Here is a 17,369-nt window from a genome sequence, read left to right on the forward strand (position 1 = left end):
CCGCGCACGTTCACGTGCGGCGGACGGGCAGAATTAGCGAAAGATCAAACGATTGTAAGTCGGGCGGCGGTGCTTTGCTTGCGCCACCGAACGGCAATGCGGGGGACTTCATATTGCGCCGCCTGGGCGTGGGAGCGATGCAAGCGGTACGTGCCGGCATCGGCGGCGGACATCAGCCTACCTTCACCGCTCGCCGGGTCAGCGCGCGAGCCATGCCCAATCAGCCGGGCCTTCGCCCCGGCGCAACAGCCGCGGTGCGAGGTCGCGGCGGCGGCACAGGCACCGCTTTTGCCGGCGACGCCACCGTCATGGCCAGTTCGAACAGTCCGTTCCACGGATCGGGCGGCGGGTCGTTGCGATGATTGCCCGGCGTGCCGCCCGACAAACCCTTCACCTGCCGGTCGAGGCGCGCCGCCAACGCGAGCGCCTTCTCCAGGGCGCTCTCGGTGACGCGCGACAACGCCGGCCCGATCAGCCGCTCACGCGGGCCCCACACGCGGTTCTCGCGCACCAGCATCGCGAGCGGCTTGCCGGCCGCGACACCGCGCTTGATCCGCAGCAGCGTGCGCACTTCTTCCACGACCGCCCACAACACCAGCACCGCGGCCTCGCCTTCGCCGCGCAGACCGTCTAGCATGCGCGTCAAGCGGCCGACGTCGCCCGCGAGCATCGCTTCGTTCAATTTGAAAACGTCGTAACGCGCGACGTTCAGCACGGCGTCCTGAACCTGCTCGAAACTCAGCGACCCGGCCGGATACAGCAGGCCCAGCTTCTGGATTTCCTGATGCGCGGCAAGCAGATTACCTTCCACGCGCTCGGCGATGAACGCGAGCGCGCGCCGCCCTTCCTCGCCTGCGGCCACTCGCTGCCCTTGAGCGGCGAGCCGCTGCCCCACCCAATTCGGCAACTGCGCGCGCTCGACGGGATCGATCTTCAACGCGACGCCGGCTTCGGCCAACGCCGTGAACCACCCCGACTTCTGCGTGGCCGCGTCGAGCCGCGGCAGTGTGATCATCGTCAGGACGTCATCGTTGACGGCGGCGGCAAGCGCCTTCAGCGCGTCGGCGCCTTCCTTGCCGGGCTTGCCCGACGGAATGCGCAACTCGACCAGTTGACGGTCGCCGAACAACGACATCGACTGGCTCGCGCCGAGCAGCGAACTCCAGTCGAAACCCCGCTCGACGGTGAACACCGAGCGGTCGGTGAAGCCGGCCGCGCGCGCGGTGGCGCGAATCCGGTCGCACGCTTCCTGCGCGAGCAGGTGCTCGTCGCCGTACACGACGTAGAGGCCGGCGAGTCCCTTGGCGAGATGCGCTTCGAGCGCGTCAAGTCGGAGTTGCATGGCTACCGATCGGCGAGGTTGAACAGGTGCGGCAAGTGAATCGAAATACGGCGCTCACAGCGGCGGCGGCGGCAAAGGCGCGCGCGGCGCAACCGCCGGCGCTTCCTGACCCGGCGCGGGATGCAGCGACTTCACGATCTCGAGACGCCGCGTGAGCTGGTCTATCGCGTCGTTCTCCATGTCGGCGAAAAGAATGTCGGACTCAGCCGCCTTCGCCTGCGAATACTGGTCGCTATAGGTCATCGCCCGGTTCAGCGCGATCACGCTCGGCGGAATCAGGATCGTGCCGTCCTTGCCGGTCAGCGTGTAGTTCATCGAGAGATTCAATTGATACTCCGCGACGACACCCAGCGAGTTGAGCGTCAGCGTGCTGATGCCGCGGTTCTCCGAGATCAGCAGCGTTGCGTCGGCATTCGCGGGCGACTTGACCACCACCGTGTCGCTGCCGCCTTGCACCATGCGCGTAAGCCGCGCGCCCGCCGCGGCCGAACCGCCGGAGATATAGAGACGTTTGAACGCGTAGTCCTGCTGGCCGCGCAGTTGGAAGCCGCAGGCGGACAACATCAGCACGCTGCAAGCCAGCGTCAATAACGATCTGCGAGTCACATTGGCTCCTGGTTCGCAGTAGATTCCGCAGCGAGGACAAGCGCCGCCGCATGTGGCGGCGTCCTGCCTGCTGTCGTGTCTTGATGGATCTTCACGAGAAAACGCCGGGCCACCCCAAGGTTTTCCGCTCCGCGCGAAGTTTCCCTGGTGGCGCTCAAACGACGACGTTCACGAGGCGGCCCGGCACCACGACGATTTTCTTCGGCGCCTTGCCTTCGCTGAACTTCGCGACCATCTCGTGAGCGACCGCGAGTTGTTCGACCGCTTCACGCGAGGCGTCTTTCGCCACCGTCAGCGCGCCGCGCACCTTGCCGTTCACCTGCAGCACGAGTTCGATCTCGGCCTGCTCCAGCGCCTTCTCGTCGACCTTCGGCCACGGCGCGTCGAGCAGCGAGCCGAATTCGTCGGCGTAACCGAGTTCGCGCCACAACTGGAACGTGAGGTGCGGCACGACCGGATACAGCACGCGCAGCATCACGCCGTAGGTTTCGCGCAGCACGCCCGGCAGGGCGCTCTTCGCGCTGTCGAGCGCGTTGAGCATCTTCATCGCCGCCGATACGACCGTGTTGTACTGCAAGCGCTGGTAGTCGAAGTCGGCCTGCTTCAGCACGCTATAAATCTCGCGGCGCAGCGCCTTGTCGGTCTCGCCGAGTTGCGCGGCATCGAACTTGCCGCCCGCGCGCAACGCTGCCTCGTTCGCGTGGCCGAAGCTCCACACGCGGCGCAGGAAACGGCTCGCGCCTTCCACGCCCGAACCGGACCATTCCAGCTGCTGCTCGGGCGGTGCCGCGAACATCACGAACAGACGCGCGGTGTCCGCGCCGTGCTGATCGATCAGCAATTGCGGATCGACGCCGTTGTTCTTCGACTTCGACATCTTCTCGACGCCGCCGAGCACCACCGGCTGACCGTCCGCGTTCAGCACGGCGCCGACCGGGCGGCCCTTGTCGTCGAACGAAACGGTGACCTCGGCCGGGTTGTACCAGGTTTTCTTGCCCGCTTCGTTTTCGCGGTAGTAGGTTTCGTTGAGCACCATGCCCTGCGTGAGCAGATTTTTGGCCGGCTCGCCGAACTTGACCAGGCCCATGTCGCGCATCACCTTCGCCCAGAAGCGCGAGTACAAAAGGTGCAGAATCGCGTGCTCGATCCCGCCGATGTACTGGTCCATCGGCGCCCAGTAATCGGTGCGCTCGTCGACCATGGTCCTCGCGTCCGGCGCCGCATAACGGTAGAAGTACCAGGCCGAATCGACGAACGTGTCCATCGTGTCGGTTTCGCGCCGCGCCGCGCCGCCGCAGGTCGGGCACGTGCAATTCACGAATGCCTCCGACTTGGCGAGCGGGTTGCCCGTGCCGTCCGGCACGAGGTCTTCCGGCAACACCACCGGCAAGTCTTGTTCCGGCACCGGCACATCGCCGCAAGTCGGGCAGTGGATGATCGGAATCGGCGTGCCCCAGTAACGCTGGCGCGACACGCCCCAATCGCGCAGGCGCCACGTGATCTGCTTGTCGCCGAGGCCGAGCTGCTTCAGATCGGCGGCGATCGCATCGACCGCCTGCTCGTAGTCGAGGCCGTCGTACTTGCCGCTGTTGACCAGCGTGCCGGTTTTATCGCCGTACCATTCTTGCCAGGCGTCCGTCGAGAATGCCTTGCCTTCGACAGCCACCACCTGCTTGACCGGCAAACCGTATTTCTTCACGAACGCGAAGTCGCGCTCGTCGTGCGCCGGCACACCCATCACAGCGCCTTCGCCGTAGCTCATCAGCACGTAGTTGCCGATCCACACTTCCACCTGTTCGTGCGTCAGCGGATGCGTGACGTAAAAGCCGGTGGCCATGCCCTTCTTTTCCATCGTCGCGATGTCGGCTTCAGCCACGCCGCCACGCTTGCACTCCTCGATGAAGGCTTGCAGTTCCGGCTTGTCTTGCGCGAGATGCGTGGCGAGCGGATGCTCGGCGGCGATCGCGGCGAAAGTCACGCCCATGATCGTGTCGGCGCGCGTGGTGAACACGCGCAACAGCTTCTGTTCGCCGTCGATTTCATACGGGAAGCCGAAGTTCACGCCGAAGCTCTTGCCGATCCAGTTCTGCTGCATGATCTTTACGCGCTCGGGCCAGCCGAGGCCTTCGAGGTCGTTCAGCAGTTCATCCGCGTAATCGGTGATGCGCAGGTAGTACATCGGGATTTCGCGCTTTTCGACCAGCGCGCCCGAACGCCAGCCGCGTCCGTCGATCACCTGCTCGTTGGCGAGCACGGTCTGATCGACCGGGTCCCAGTTGACGGTGCCGGTTTTCTTGTACGCGATGCCCTTTTCGAGCATCTTCAGGAACAGCCACTGATTCCACTTGTAGTAATCGGGGCTGCAAGTGGCGACTTCACGCGACCAGTCGATTGCGAGGCCCATCGACTGCATCTGCTTCTTCATGTAAGCGATGTTGTCGTAGGTCCACTTGGCGGGCGGCACGTTGTTGGCCATCGCAGCGTTTTCCGCCGGCATGCCGAACGCGTCCCAACCCATCGGCATCAGCACGTTGTAGCCGTTCATCCGCAAATAGCGGTACATCACGTCATTGATCGTGTAGTTGCGCACGTGCCCCATGTGCAGCTTGCCCGACGGGTACGGCAGCATCGAGACGCAATAGAACTTGGGCTTGCTGGCGGTTTCCGTCGTCTTGTACGCGTCGATCGCGCGCCATTGCCCTTGCGCGGCGGATTCGACGTCGGAGGGAACGTATTTTTCGTGCATGGTGTGATGGTGTCGCTGGGTTCGGTGCTTTCGCACCGGCCGCTTGGTGCTCTGCTGGATGAAATGGCGTCGTTTCCCCTTCTGCGGGGGAAAGGGCTGATTATACCGTTCGCGGACGGGTGCGCCGCGCGGTATGGCTAGCTGGCTAGCGGCTCGCGCCAGGCGGCGGCGGGTCCGTCACGAAGCCGATCCGCTCGAGCCCGGCCTGCTGCGCCGCGCCCATGACCTGTGCGATCACTTCGTAACGCGTGGAGCGCTCGGCGCGCAGTTGAATCTCCGGCTGCTCCGGCTGTTTGCCCGCTTGCGCGAACCGCGCGCGCATCTGCTCGAGCGTGATGACGTTGCCGTCCCAATAGAGCTTGCCGGCGGCGTCGATGGAAAGGGAAATGGTTTGCGGCGTTTGCCGCGCGGGCGCTGCCGCCACTTTCGGCAAATCGAGGCGGATTGCGTGCGTGAATAAAGGCGCGGTAATGATAAAAATCACCAGCAACACCAGCATCACGTCGATCAGCGGCGTCATGTTGATCTCGGCCATCGGCGCGGCCGTCTGCTTTTTCTCGAGTCCGCCGAATGCCATGTCGCCTCTTTCGCGTGAGCAACGCGCTTAGTGAGTCGGAGCCTGCCGGGCCCGCGGCGCGGTGTGGGCCTGCTCGACGGGCGCGCACACGTATGCGTGCAGATCGTGCGCGAAGCCGTCGAGTTCCTCCGACAATTGCCGCACGAGGCGCCCGAGCACGTTATACGCAAGCACGGCGGGAATCGCGACCACGAGGCCGAACGCGGTCATGATGAGCGCCTCGCCCACCGGACCGGCGACGTTCTCGATTTGCGCCTGGCCGCTCGCGGCAATGCTGCCGAGCGCGTGATAGATACCCCAGACGGTGCCAAGGAGGCCGACGAAGGGTGCCGTGCTGCCTACCGAGGCCAATAGCACCTGGCCGAATTCGAGCCGCCGCTGCGACGCATTGAGCGCCTGGCGCAACGCCCGCAGCACCCGTTCGCCGCGCTCGACGCGGGCGAGCAGCGCACCCGGAATGTCCACTTCGGACGCATGCAGGGCCGCCTCGGCGAGCGGCGTGAAGACACGCTCACGGTCCACGCGCTTCAACGCCGCGACACCCTCGGAGAGCGTGGGCGCCTGCCAGAACTGCGCGATGGCGCGCGCCGCCTGCCGTTTCGCGCGGGTGAGAATCCAGCTCTTGACGATCAGAAAACACCAGCTCGCAATCGACATGGCCAGCAGCACATAAGCGACGCCATGCGTGATCGCGTCACTGGTTTGCAGGTAATGGATGATGCCGCTGCTGCCTGCCATCTGACCTCGCCGTGGAAAGTGATTCGAGGGACGCGAACGGGCGCCGCGGTCCGGCACGCCCGGACAGACGCTCAACGCAGGCCGAGCACGTCCTGCATGTCGAAGAAACCGGTTTTGTGGCCTGCGAGAAAACGCACGGCACGAAGCGCGCCTTGTGCATACGACAAACGGCTCGCCGATTTGTGCGTGATTTCGATGCGCTCGCCGATGCCCGCGAACAACACCGTATGGTCGCCGACAATGTCGCCGCCGCGAATCGCCGAGAAGCCGATGGTGGACGGATCGCGTTCGCCGGTCACGCCTTCGCGGCCGTACACCGCGCAGTCGTCGAGATTGCGGCCGAGCGCGTTGGCGATCACTTCGCCCATGGTCAGCGCCGTGCCCGACGGCGCGTCGACCTTGTGGCGGTGATGCGCCTCGATGATTTCGATGTCGTAGCCGGTCGCGAAATGCCTGGCGGCGTATTCGAGCAACTTCAGCGTGACGTTCACGCCGACGCTCATGTTCGACGCGAACATGATGGCGATCTTGTCCGCCGCGGCGCGCAATTGCACTTTCTGTTCGTTGTCGAACCCGGTCGTGCCGATCACCATTTTCACGTTGTGGCGCTGCGCCGCTTCGAGATGGACCAGCGTGCCTTCGGGACGCGTGAAGTCGATCAGGTAGTCGGATTTGGCGAATACGCTTTCGATGTCGTCGGTGAGCGCGACGCCCGTCTGTTTGCCGACCAACGCGCCGGCGTCCTGACCGAGTTGCGGGGAACCCGCACGGTCGAGCGCGCCCGAGAGCGTGACTTCAGGATCGTTAAGGACGGTTTCGATGAGCATGCGGCCCATACGGCCCGATGCGCCAGCAATGGCAATTTTCATGGCTACGAGGGTTCGAAAAGGCAAAACCCGGCAAGTGCGGGAGAAAGCGGCGCCGGGCAGCACGCACCGGCGCCGCGCATCATGGGAAAGCGGAGAATCTGGCGGGCGCCACGCGGGGCGCCCTTGCCGTGACGCGGCACGCGTTCGCCACGCCCGCGCCGTATTCATCTTAAAACACCGACCGCCTGGTTACTCGCTCGTTCCCGAAGTCGACGGAGTAGTCAGCGGCGCACTGTTGCCCGTTTGCGAGCCAGTCGGTCCCACCGGATTGCTCTGCGCGCCCTGCGCCTGCGGAGGCGGCGGACGGTGGAACTGTAACTGCGGCTGACCCGGGGCCGTCGGGCCCTGTGGCGGTACGCCGCCGGCGTTCGGGGTCGGCGCGGTGGAGCGCACGGAAGACCGCGTATTGCCGGACGGCGATTGCACCGCATTGGTCGCACGATTGGCCGCTTGCGCGGCTTCCGCATTGGCGTCCGTGGACGGTGCGGTTACCGCGGCAGCGCCCTCGACGGACGGCGAACGCACCGTGTCCACCGCGATCGGCGCCGCTGCGGCCGCCACCGGCGCGCTCGCGCCGCCGGCACTGCTGGCTACGTTCGGCGCAGCGGCCTTTTTGCCGCGCCTGTCGCCGTCGATCTCAGCCAGCAATTCGAGGTTGGACGGCAGGTCCTCGCCGCCCGACCAACTGGCGACGCGGTCGCCCGCGAACATGACCACGAAGTCGCGCTGCTGCACGACGTTCGTCGAACCGCGCTTGAAATAGAACACGTAGTCCCAGCGATCCGCGTGGAACATGTCGGCCAGGAGGGGCGTGCCGAGGATCTGCCGCACCTGAGCGCGGGACATGCCGACCTGCATCTGCGAAGCCGCTTCTTTCGAGACAAAATTGCCTTGCACCACCGTGATGCGATACGGGGTAATGCTTTGCGCAATGCGCTGCGTCAGACTGTCGTAAGTGGAACATCCGGCAAGAACCGCGACAGTCGCAACAGCGATCAAGGTACCCCGCATGCGGCTCCCCCGGTAGATCAATTGAGATTTTGAAATCATTTCACTCACCGTGCGGGCCCGCTGACGAGCCGCGCGAGTTTCATTCCATCGAAGATGACCAGAACGGCAAAAACACATTACTATGAGAGCCCAGCATTGTACTCTAGGGATCCCTTGCCATGACCAATCCAACCGATCTCAAGAATATCGGGCTCAAGGCGACCCTTCCGCGCCTCAAAATCCTTGAGATTTTCCAGCACAGCCCGGTGCGCCACCTGACCGCCGAAGACGTCTACCGCAACCTGTTGCACGAGGAACTCGATATCGGCCTTGCCACCGTCTATCGGGTCCTCACGCAATTCGAACAGGCGGGCTTGCTGTCGCGCAGCAATTTCGAATCGGGCAAGGCGGTGTTCGAATTGAACGAAGGATCGCACCACGACCATCTCGTGTGCCTCGATTGCGGGCTCGTCGAGGAATTTTTCGACTCCGAAATCGAGAACCGTCAGCAATCCATCGCGAAGGAACGCGGCTTCAAGCTGCAGGAGCACGCGTTGGCGTTGTACGGCGCGTGCACCAAGGAGAATTGCCCGCATCGCAAGCATTGATGCGATCCGGGCCGCGTCGGGGTGCGCGGTCCGGTGGAAAAAAGACCCGCCCGGTGTGAATCGGGCGGGTCTTTTTGCGTTTGGGGCACGGCGGCGGGCTTGGGCGGGCAGTCCTATACCGACAGTTCGGCGCCTGCTTCGAACATCAGCCGCCACGGCTCTTCCAACGTCAGTTCGTCGCAGTTGGGCTGCTCGCCGCCGCGATCGACCACCACGAAATCGCTCATCTCGTCGAGCGCCAGCAGCGGATGGTGCCAAACGCCTTTCGCGTAGTTCACGCCCTGCCAGCCGTCGCTCCAGAATGCGCGCATCCGCGCCGGATCGAATTCGCCCGCCGGCGCGACCACCACCAGATAGCGGCGCGCCGTCAAGGGAATGAACGCCTGGCTGCCGAGCGGGTGCCGCTCCATCATCGTGATGTCGACCGGCAACGGACGCGGTTGCGCGCGAAACAGGTTGATCAGCGGCCGGCCGCCCTGCTCCGTCACATCGACGGCGGCGAGGTCGTGATAGCGCTCGGTCGTGCCGCCGTTGATCGCGAAATGGCGCGCGCCGTCCAGTTCGATCACGTCGCCGAATGGCGCGAAGGCGGCTCGCGTCAGGCGCTCCATCTGCAATGTCTTCATCGACGCCGCTCCGTTATGCGAGGTCGCCCCACAGGCGCAGACGCGACACGCCACCGTCCGGAAAGATATTGAAACGCACGTGCGTGACAGGCCCGAGCGATGCGATGCCGTCCGCGAACGTGTGCACGTGGTCCATTTGCAGCTTCTGCTCGGCGAGCAGTTCGGGCCAGAACATCGCTTGCGTGACGAGCGATTCGTCCGTGCCGCCCGTCACGCGAGCGGCTTGCAGCGAACAGCGGTCGGGGAAATTGCCCTTGAAGTGCGCGGTGTCCACCTCGATCTTGCGGATCACGCCCGGCCGCGCCAGCGCGACGATCGCCCAGTCGTTGCCCGGCTCGCGGCGGCGCCGCGTCTCCCAGCCGTCGCCCATGTTGACGCCGCGGCCCGGCATCAGCATCTGCGAGGCCGGACCGAAATGCTGGTTATTCGCCGCGACCAGATACGCGCCGTTCTCAATCGCCGCAAGGTCCAGCAGCGTGCCGCGCTCCACGCGCGCCCAGTCGCGCTTCGGTTGGCCGTACACGCGCAGGCGCGCGAGGCCGCCGTCCGGATACAGATTCACGCGCAGATGCGTGAAGGCGCGCGCGTCGTTCACTTCGACGTAGTGGTGTTGGTTGCCCTGCAGCGTGGTCGGCGGCACGAGCGTTTGCCAGTCGGCGTTGTCCGGCGGCACGTCGCTGTCCACATGGCAGGCGTCGATCGACGCCGCCGGCGGAAAATTGCCGGTGAAGTGGCTCGTATCCAGATCGACGCCGTGCACGACGCCCGCCCGCGCGAGCCGGATCACGCAATAGTCGTGACCGGTCGTGCGCTTACGGCGAGTTTCCCAGCCGTCCATCCACTTGCCGTGGTCGTCGTATTTGCCGGGAATGAACACCGCGGGCTGAGGGTCGAGCATGCGTTCTTTCGGCGCGAAGAATTCGTCGCTGGCGTGGAGCGCTTTCGCGCCCAGACGCGGGTCGGCGAGGTTCATATAGCGGCGGGTGAAGGCAGGCGCGTTCGGGTCGAGGATCGGATTGGCCATAGTCTCGGTAGGCGACGAAAAGTGAAGGAGCGCCAGCGGATTTCGGAGCATCCGCCGGCGCGGAAAAGCGCGCTGCGTTGGCGCGCTGGTCGGTCAGACGATTCGGGATATCAGACGGCTGGCGCGTGTTCGCCGGCGGCAGACTCGGGGTCCATGCCCTCGCCAGTCGGGACGTAGCGCAACGCCGCGTCGCGATTCAGCACGCGATGCGCCCGCGCCCGGTCGATATCGTTTTCCCACACCGCGACGACCACCGTCGCCACGCAATTGCCGATCAGGTTGGTCAGCGCGCGGGCAATGCCGACGAACCAGTCGACCGGCAGGATCAGCACGAGGCCGAGGACGGGAATCGCCGGAATGGCGGACAACGTCGCGGCCAGAATCACGATGGCCGAGCCCGGAATGCCGTGCGCGCCCTTCGACGTCACCAGCGATACCAGCACCACCACGATGAGGTCGTGCGTGGACAGCGGCGTGTTGGTGGCCTGCGCGATGAAAATCACAGCCAGGGTCAGATAAATGGAGAAACCGTCGAGATTGAACGAGTAGCCGGTCGGAATCACGAGACCGACCGTCGAATCCTTCACGCCCATCCATTCGAGCTTGCGCATGACCTGCGGCAACACCGCATCGGACGACGCCGTGCCGAGCACGATCGACAGTTCCTCCCGCAGATAGCGGATCAGCTTGAAAACGTTGAAGCCGGCCAGCCGCATCACCACGCCCAGCACCACGACCACGAACACGATGCAGCTCGCGTAGAACACGAGCACCAGCATGCCGAGTTGCTTGAGCGAGTCGACGCCGTACTTGCCGGTGGTGAACGCGATCGCGCCGAGCACACCGAGCGGCGCCAGCTTGATGATGAAGCTCATCACCCGGAAGAACACCTGGGCGAGTTCGTCGATCAGGCTGCTCACACGCTGCGCCTTGGTGCCGAGCAGAGACAGCGCCGAGCCGAACAGCACCGAAAACACGAGGATTTGCAGGATGTCGCCGGTCGCGAACGCGTTCATCGCCGTATCGGGGATGATCTTCAGCAGAAAGCCCGCCGTGTCCTTGAGGCTCTTCGCGTGCTCGGCGTATGTCGACAGCGAAGCCGGATCGAGCGAATGCAGATCGATGTTCATGCCGACGCCCGGTCGCGTGACATAGGCCAGCACGGCGCCGATCACGAGCGCGATCGTCGTCATCACCTCGAAGTAGATCACCGCCTTCAGGCCGACGCGCCCGACCTTGCGCAGATCGCCGGCATGCGCCATGCCGCTCACCACGACGCAAAAGACGATTGGGCCGATCACCATCTTGATCAGCTTCAGGAAGCCGTCGCCGAGCGGGCGCAGCGATTGGGCGAAGTGCGGGAACACCGCGCCGATCACGATGCCGGCCAGCAGCGCAATGACGACCCGGCCAAATAGCGAATTGAAGAATTTCAACACGGCTTCCTCCTGGTTGCGGTTCACTCAGTTCAGACTGGTCCGACCAGTGCTGTTATGGCGAATAGTAGGAAGCCGATATACTGGCGTCAAGGATTACAAAAACAGTGTTTACCCGCTATTTTCCCTGACTGCCAAGGTTCGGCGAATATGCCGATGACGCTTGACCGCACGGCATTCGGGACACGTATTACAATGCTGGTCAGACCGCATTCTCAAGTGAGCCACGATGAAGAACGTCCCGCACACCGTCACAGACGCCGCCATCGCGACCATCCGCGAACGGATCGAGGCGGGGGTCTATCCGGTGGGAAGTTTGCTGCCGGCGCAGCGTCAGCTCTCCGAGGAACTGACGATCAGCCGCGCGTCGCTACGCGAGGCGCTTTCCACGCTGGAAGCGCTCGGTCTGCTGGTGATACGGCCCGGCAAGGGCGTCTACGTGGAAAGTTCGCAGGCCAAGGCCGCGCAATCCTGGCGCTTCGCAAACCAATCGTCGCTGCCGGATACCTATCAGGTGCGCTTTGCGTTGGAGGGTTTTGTCGCACGCATGGCGGCGCTCGCCGTCAGCGAATCCGACCTCGTGTGGTTCGAGGACAATATCGCGGCCATGCAAACAGCGCTCGCCTGCGAAGAACTCGACGAAGCCGCACGCCTCGACTACGACTTCCACATGCGGATGGTGGGCATTGCCGGCAACGCGGCGATCGAATCGATCCTCAGCAGCAGCGCCGACATCATGAAGGAAAGCCAGCGTCTGCCGTTCTATCGGCGCGAACTGGTGCTGTCCACCTACAACGAACATCGCGCGATTCTGGATGCGCTCACGGCGCGCGACTCGGCAGCGGCGGGCAAGGCGATCGAAACTCATATCTCCAACGCCGCGCAGCGGGCCGGCGTCTATTTCCCGACGCCGCGGACGTAAAAAAACCGCTCCGAGGAGCGGCTTTTTTTCTCCCTTCGCCTGCCGTCAAAACAAGACCGCAGGGCGAACGAAGCAGACGACTTACTTCGCGTTGGCCAGCGCCACCGCCGTGTCCAGCATGCGGTTGGAGAAGCCCCACTCGTTGTCGTACCAGCTCGACACCTTCACCAGGCGGCCCGACACCTTGGTCAGCGTCGCGTCGAACGTCGACGAAGCCGGGTTGTGGTTGAAGTCGATCGACACCAGCGGCGCGTCGTTGTAGCCGAGAATGCCCTTCAGCGCGCCTTCCGACGCTTCCTTCATGATCTTGTTGACTTCATCCACCGTCGTGTCGCGCGCGGCGATGAAAGACAGATCGACAACCGACACGTTGATCGTCGGCACGCGAATCGCGTAGCCGTCCAGCTTGCCGTTCAGTTCCGGCAGCACCAAGCCGACCGCCGATGCGGCGCCGGTCTTGGTCGGGATCTGGCTATGCGTGGCCGAGCGCGCGCGGCGCAGGTCTTCGTGGTACACGTCCGTCAAAACCTGGTCGTTCGTGTATGCGTGGATCGTGGTCATCAGACCGTTCACGAGGCCGATCTTGTCGTTCAGCGGCTTGACGAGCGGCGCGAGGCAGTTGGTCGTGCACGATGCGTTCGAGATCACCGTGTCCGATGCCTTCAACACGTTGTGATTCACGCCGTAGACGATCGTTGCGTCGACGTCCTTGCCGCCCGGCGCGGAGATGATCACTTTCTTTGCGCCGCCCTTGATGTGCGCGCTCGCCTTTTCCTTGGTCGTGAAAAAGCCCGTGCATTCCATCACGACGTCGACGTTCAACTCGCCCCACGGCAGTTCCGCCGGATTGCGGTTGGCCAGCACGCGGATCTTGTCGCCGTTGACGACGAGGTAGTCGCCGTCCACCGACACTTCGCCGGGGAACTTGCCGTGCGCGGTATCGTATTGCGTCAGGTGAGCATTGGTCTTGGCATCGCCGAGATCGTTGATGGCGACGATTTCGATATCGTGCTTCTTGCCGTTTTCATAGAAGGCGCGCAACGTGTTGCGGCCGATCCGGCCGTAGCCGTTGATTGCGACGCGAATCGTCATGGTCTATCTCCTGATGGCTGAAAAAATACGTCCATGTTCGTCTGACCGGCAGCGTTGCCGCGCGTTCGCACGCAGACGGCAACGCTTGCGGAAGATCAGCCGAGTGCGGCTTTAGCCGTCTCCACAACATGCTCGACGGTGAAGCCGAAATGCTTGAACAGCACGCCAGCGGGGGCCGATTCGCCGAACGTGTCGATGCCGACCACGCCGCCCTCCAGACCCACGTACTTGCGCCAGAAATCCGTCACGCCCGCTTCGATCGCGACACGGCGCACGCCCTTCGGCAGCACGCGCTCGCGGTATTCGGCGTCCTGCTTGTCGAACACGGTGGTCGACGGCATCGACACGACGCGCGCCGCGATACCTTCGCGCGCGAGCGGCTCGATTGCCTTCAACGCCAGTTCCACTTCCGAACCGGTCGCGATCAGGATGACCTTGCGCGCGACGATCTCGTCATTCCAGTCGCGCAGCACATAACCACCCTTTTCGATGTTGGCGATCTGCGCGTCGGTGCGCTCCGAGAACGGCAGGTTTTGACGGCTGAAAATCAGGCACGACGGACCGTGATGTTCCACCGCGTGGGTCCAGGCCACGGCCGTTTCGACTGTGTCGGCCGGCCGCCACACTTGCAGATGCGGAATCAGACGCAGGCTCGCGACGTGTTCGATCGACTGGTGCGTCGGACCGTCCTCGCCCAGACCGATCGAGTCGTGCGTGAATACGAAGATCGACGGCGCCTTCATCAGCGCGGCGACGCGCAGCGCGTTGCGGCTGTAGTCAGAGAACGTCAGGAACGTGCCGCCGAAGGCCTTGAAGCCGCCATGCAGCGCCACGCCGTTGATCGCGGCGCTCATGCCGAACTCGCGCACGCCGTAGTTCACGTAGTTGCCGGCTGCCAGGCCTTCCGGGTTCACCCGCACGGGCTTGGCGGCCTTCCAGTTGGTCAGGTTCGAACCGGTCAGGTCGGCGGAACCGCCGAGCAGTTCCGGCAGCACGGCCGACAAACCTTCGATGGCCTGCTGCGATGCCTTGCGCGTTGCGACGGTTTCCGCGCGTTCGTTCGCGCCGGCGATGATCGCCTTCGCCTTGTCCGCCCAGTCGGTCGGCAGTTGCTTGGCCATGCGGCGCGAAAATTCGGCGGCTTCCCGCGGATATTTTGCCTGGTAAGCAGCGAATGCCTTATCCCAGTCGGACTCGAGACGCGCGCCGCCCTCCTTCGCGTCCCACGCCGCATACACTTCCTGCGGGATCACGAACGGCTCCCACTTCCAGCCGATCGCTTCACGCGTCGCCGCGATTTCCTTGTCGCCGAGCGGCGCGCCGTGCGAGTCGTGGCTGCCGGCCTTGGTCGGCGCGCCTTCGCCGATGACGGTCTTGCAGCAGATCAGCGTGGGCTTGTCCGATTGCTTCGCTTGCTTGATCGCCGCGTCCACCGCGTCGACGTCGTGGCCGACCACGTTCGGGATCACGTTCCAGCCGTAGGCTTCGAAGCGCTTCGGCGTGTCGTCGTGGAACCAGTGCACCACTTCGCCGTCGATCGAGATGCCGTTGTCGTCGTAGAACGCGATCAGCTTGTTCAGCTTCAGCACGCCGGCAAGCGAACAGGCCTCGTGCGAAATGCCTTCCATCAGGCAACCGTCGCCGACGAACACATACGTGTGGTGGTCGACGATCTTCGCGTCGGGCTTGTTGAATTCAGTGGCGAGTAGCGACTCCGCGAGCGCCATGCCGACGGCGTTCGCCAATCCCTGGCCGAGCGGGCCGGTGGTGGTCTCGACGCCCGGCGTGATGCCGTATTCCGGATGGCCCGGCGTCTTCGAATGCATCTGGCGGAAGTTCTTCAGCTCCTCGATCGGCAAATCGTAGCCGGTGAGGTGCAGCAGCGAGTACAGCAGCATGGAGCCATGGCCGTTCGACAGCACGAAACGGTCGCGATCGGCCCATTGCGGGTTCTTCGGGTTATGGCGCAGATGGCGCGACCACAAAGCCACACCGATTTCGGCCATGCCCATCGGCATGCCGGGGTGACCGGAATTCGCTTGTTGAACGGCGTCCATGGACAACGCGCGGATTGCGTTGGCCATCAAGGAAGTGGGTGCGGGAGACGGGGTCGTCATGTCGAGTCCGGAGACAGAGTCAAAAGGCGGTGTGCGCTTGAGGCCCGGAAGCTCGGCGGCCAGTCCGCCTCGGCGCACGGTGCGGCGCCGGGAGACGCGAAACGGGCAGAGCAAACGGACAAGGCTGAAAGCGTCACATTCTAACAGAACGTTAGACCCGCCCTGCGCGGAAAGCCGCCCGTCCGTGCGGCCCCCGCGCCCTGCAACGCCGCGCGGCGCGTGGTCCTTTACAATTATGCAACCTGAATTCGCCGCGCTCCGGACAGAGCCCGTCATCCCGTGAGCACTCTCTTGCTGTTCCACCCGAGTCCCGACGCCGTGTACGGTTTTCCGAACGCGAAACTGGTTGCGCGCGTCGATTCGCCTTATCAGCGCATCGAGGTGTGGGACACGCCGCAGCTCGGCCGGCTCTTCACGCTCGACGGCCGCCCGATGACTTCGACCGGCGACGAGTTCATCTATCACGAATGCATGGTGCATCCGGCCGCGCTGGCGCATCCGTCGCCGCGAAGTGCTCTGGTGCTGGGCGGCGGCGATGGCGGCGCCGCGCGGCAACTGCTCAGGCACCCGAGCATCGAGCGGATCGTGGTCGCGGAGCTCGACGAGGAGGTAGTACGCCTGACGCGCGAACATCTGCCACAGGTGCAAGGCGGGGCTTTCGACGATCCGCGCGTCGAACTGGTCATCGGCGACGCCGCGCATTACGTGGCGGCAACGGCAACGGCGCGGTTCGATCTCGTCGTATTCGACCTTACTCCGCCCGATTCGCCTGCCGCCGGGCTCTATACACCCAATTTCTACGCACACCTCAAGCGGGTAATGAGCCCGGCCGCCGTGCTCTCCGTACACCTCGGCTCGCCCTACTTTCATCCGCGGCGTATCGCGGACCTGCTCGACGGCTTACGGACCACGTTCGCCGTCGTGCGCACGATGAACACCTTCGTTCCGCTCTACGGCTCGCTGTGGATGATGGCGACCGCCAGCGACGCGCTCGACCCGGCCGCCATCGCTTCCGAAACGCTTGCACAGCGCCTCGAAGCGCGGCAAATTGACTCGCTCAAGCACTATGCCCCGGCCTTGCACGCCGGCCTCTTTTCGGCATCGTCGTTAGCGCGGGATAAACTAAGTCGATTCCTAAAGCCGTTGTGCTAACACGCGGGCACAATATACGGTTCAGTCAACGCGCAATCGGCGTATCGATCGCGGTTGCCTGCCTCGCCTGCGTCTCGCAAACCCCATAGATCCGGAGAACTCCATGACCGCCTCCCGCCCAGCCGGTGTGCCTTGGTTGACCCCCTATCTGACGGTGCGCGACGCGCGTGTCGCGACTGCCTTCTTCGAGGCCGCTTTCGGTTTCGAGGTCCGTGACAGCGTGCAGGACGACGGGGTCGTCATGCATGTCGAAATGACTTATCAAGGACAGTTGATCGTGATGTTCGCGCCGGAAGGCGCGTTCGGCTCGGCGGCGAAAACCCCGAAAAGCGCGGGCGCAATTGCGCCGCAATCCTTCTATGTCTATGTCGACGATGTCGACGCGGTTTACGCACGCGCGCTAGCCGCCGGTGCAAAATCGCTGAGCGAGCCACAGGATCAGTTCTGGGGCGACCGGTTCGCCCAGGTCGAAGATCTGGACGGCTACCGTTGGGCGCTCGCTCGCCACCTTTCGTGAACCAATG

The 17,369-nt window shown here is 64.1% G+C and carries 16 protein-coding genes; 4 read left to right on the top strand and 12 right to left on the bottom strand.

Features of this window, described 5'->3' with window-relative positions; translation table 11 throughout:
• Window positions 1–220 precede the first annotated feature (220 nt).
• From holA to bamE, 7 genes are all read right to left on the bottom strand, one after another.
• A complete protein-coding gene (holA, locus tag ACOCG7_RS28000) occupies window positions 221–1,342 on the bottom strand; it encodes a DNA polymerase III subunit delta (protein WP_083083143.1) in 1,122 nt (373 codons plus the stop codon).
• A gap of 54 nt (window positions 1,343–1,396) precedes the next feature.
• Window positions 1,397–1,948 carry an LPS assembly lipoprotein LptE gene (gene lptE, locus ACOCG7_RS28005; protein WP_073429118.1) on the bottom strand — a complete coding sequence of 184 codons (552 nt, stop codon included), beginning with the start codon at window positions 1,946–1,948 and terminating at the stop codon, window positions 1,397–1,399.
• Between the two features lie 154 nt (window positions 1,949–2,102).
• A complete protein-coding gene (leuS, locus tag ACOCG7_RS28010) occupies window positions 2,103–4,694 on the bottom strand; it encodes a leucine--tRNA ligase (RefSeq protein ID WP_083083141.1) in 2,592 nt (863 codons plus the stop codon).
• Between the two features lie 145 nt (window positions 4,695–4,839).
• A complete protein-coding gene (locus tag ACOCG7_RS28015) occupies window positions 4,840–5,271 on the bottom strand; it encodes an ExbD/TolR family protein (RefSeq protein ID WP_083083139.1) in 432 nt (143 codons plus the stop codon).
• Between the two features lie 27 nt (window positions 5,272–5,298).
• The gene (locus ACOCG7_RS28020; RefSeq protein WP_073429121.1) at window positions 5,299–6,009 is read right to left on the bottom strand and encodes a MotA/TolQ/ExbB proton channel family protein; all 711 of its coding nucleotides are present in this window, start codon (window positions 6,007–6,009) and stop codon (window positions 5,299–5,301) included.
• Between the two features lie 71 nt (window positions 6,010–6,080).
• Window positions 6,081–6,878: a 4-hydroxy-tetrahydrodipicolinate reductase gene (gene dapB / locus ACOCG7_RS28025; RefSeq protein WP_083083137.1), complete on the bottom strand. Its 798-nt coding sequence runs from the start codon at window positions 6,876–6,878 to the stop codon at window positions 6,081–6,083.
• A gap of 189 nt (window positions 6,879–7,067) precedes the next feature.
• The gene (gene bamE, locus ACOCG7_RS28030) at window positions 7,068–7,889 is read right to left on the bottom strand and encodes an outer membrane protein assembly factor BamE domain-containing protein (RefSeq protein ID WP_421378126.1); all 822 of its coding nucleotides are present in this window, start codon (window positions 7,887–7,889) and stop codon (window positions 7,068–7,070) included.
• A gap of 158 nt (window positions 7,890–8,047) precedes the next feature.
• On the opposite strand from bamE, the gene fur reads away from it, so the two are divergent.
• Complete coding sequence (fur, locus tag ACOCG7_RS28035; RefSeq protein WP_006051897.1) at window positions 8,048–8,476, top strand: ferric iron uptake transcriptional regulator; 429 nt, start codon at window positions 8,048–8,050, stop codon at window positions 8,474–8,476.
• Between the two features lie 113 nt (window positions 8,477–8,589).
• Here the strand turns inward: fur and ACOCG7_RS28040 are convergent, their stop codons facing one another.
• The 3 genes from ACOCG7_RS28040 to ACOCG7_RS28050 all read right to left on the bottom strand — a co-directional run bounded on the left by ACOCG7_RS28040 (window position 8,590) and on the right by ACOCG7_RS28050 (window position 11,565).
• Window positions 8,590–9,102 carry an ureidoglycolate lyase gene (locus ACOCG7_RS28040; protein ID WP_083083133.1) on the bottom strand — a complete coding sequence of 171 codons (513 nt, stop codon included), beginning with the start codon at window positions 9,100–9,102 and terminating at the stop codon, window positions 8,590–8,592.
• Window positions 9,103–9,115: 13 nt separating this feature from the next.
• On the bottom strand, window positions 9,116–10,126 hold the full coding sequence (gene alc / locus ACOCG7_RS28045; protein WP_083083131.1) for an allantoicase: 1,011 nt from the start codon (window positions 10,124–10,126) through the stop codon (window positions 9,116–9,118).
• Window positions 10,127–10,236: 110 nt separating this feature from the next.
• Window positions 10,237–11,565, bottom strand: coding sequence for a C4-dicarboxylate transporter DctA (locus ACOCG7_RS28050; RefSeq protein WP_083084183.1), 1,329 nt, complete (start codon window positions 11,563–11,565; stop codon window positions 10,237–10,239).
• A 226-nt stretch (window positions 11,566–11,791) separates the two neighbouring features.
• Between ACOCG7_RS28050 and ACOCG7_RS28055 the strand changes: the two genes are divergently transcribed.
• Window positions 11,792–12,484, top strand: a complete 693-nt coding sequence (locus ACOCG7_RS28055) for a FadR/GntR family transcriptional regulator (RefSeq protein WP_083083129.1) — start codon at window positions 11,792–11,794, stop codon at window positions 12,482–12,484.
• 81 nt (window positions 12,485–12,565) lie between these two features.
• Here the strand turns inward: ACOCG7_RS28055 and gap are convergent, their stop codons facing one another.
• Both gap and tkt read right to left on the bottom strand, forming a co-directional pair.
• Window positions 12,566–13,576 (bottom strand): type I glyceraldehyde-3-phosphate dehydrogenase, encoded by a 1,011-nt coding sequence (gap, locus tag ACOCG7_RS28060; RefSeq protein WP_073429127.1) that lies wholly within the window; start codon window positions 13,574–13,576, stop codon window positions 12,566–12,568.
• A gap of 95 nt (window positions 13,577–13,671) precedes the next feature.
• The gene (tkt, locus tag ACOCG7_RS28065; RefSeq protein ID WP_114163162.1) at window positions 13,672–15,693 is read right to left on the bottom strand and encodes a transketolase; all 2,022 of its coding nucleotides are present in this window, start codon (window positions 15,691–15,693) and stop codon (window positions 13,672–13,674) included.
• A gap of 279 nt (window positions 15,694–15,972) precedes the next feature.
• Between tkt and speE the strand changes: the two genes are divergently transcribed.
• Complete coding sequence (gene speE / locus ACOCG7_RS28070; protein ID WP_114163163.1) at window positions 15,973–16,845, top strand: polyamine aminopropyltransferase; 873 nt, start codon at window positions 15,973–15,975, stop codon at window positions 16,843–16,845.
• A gap of 103 nt (window positions 16,846–16,948) precedes the next feature.
• Window positions 16,949–17,362 carry a VOC family protein gene (locus tag ACOCG7_RS28075; protein ID WP_073429130.1) on the top strand — a complete coding sequence of 138 codons (414 nt, stop codon included), beginning with the start codon at window positions 16,949–16,951 and terminating at the stop codon, window positions 17,360–17,362.
• Window positions 17,363–17,369 lie beyond the last annotated feature (7 nt).

It is taken from the genome of Paraburkholderia sp. DD10 (assembly GCF_049177125.1).
Taxonomy (GTDB): Bacteria; Pseudomonadota; Gammaproteobacteria; order Burkholderiales; family Burkholderiaceae; genus Paraburkholderia; species Paraburkholderia terricola.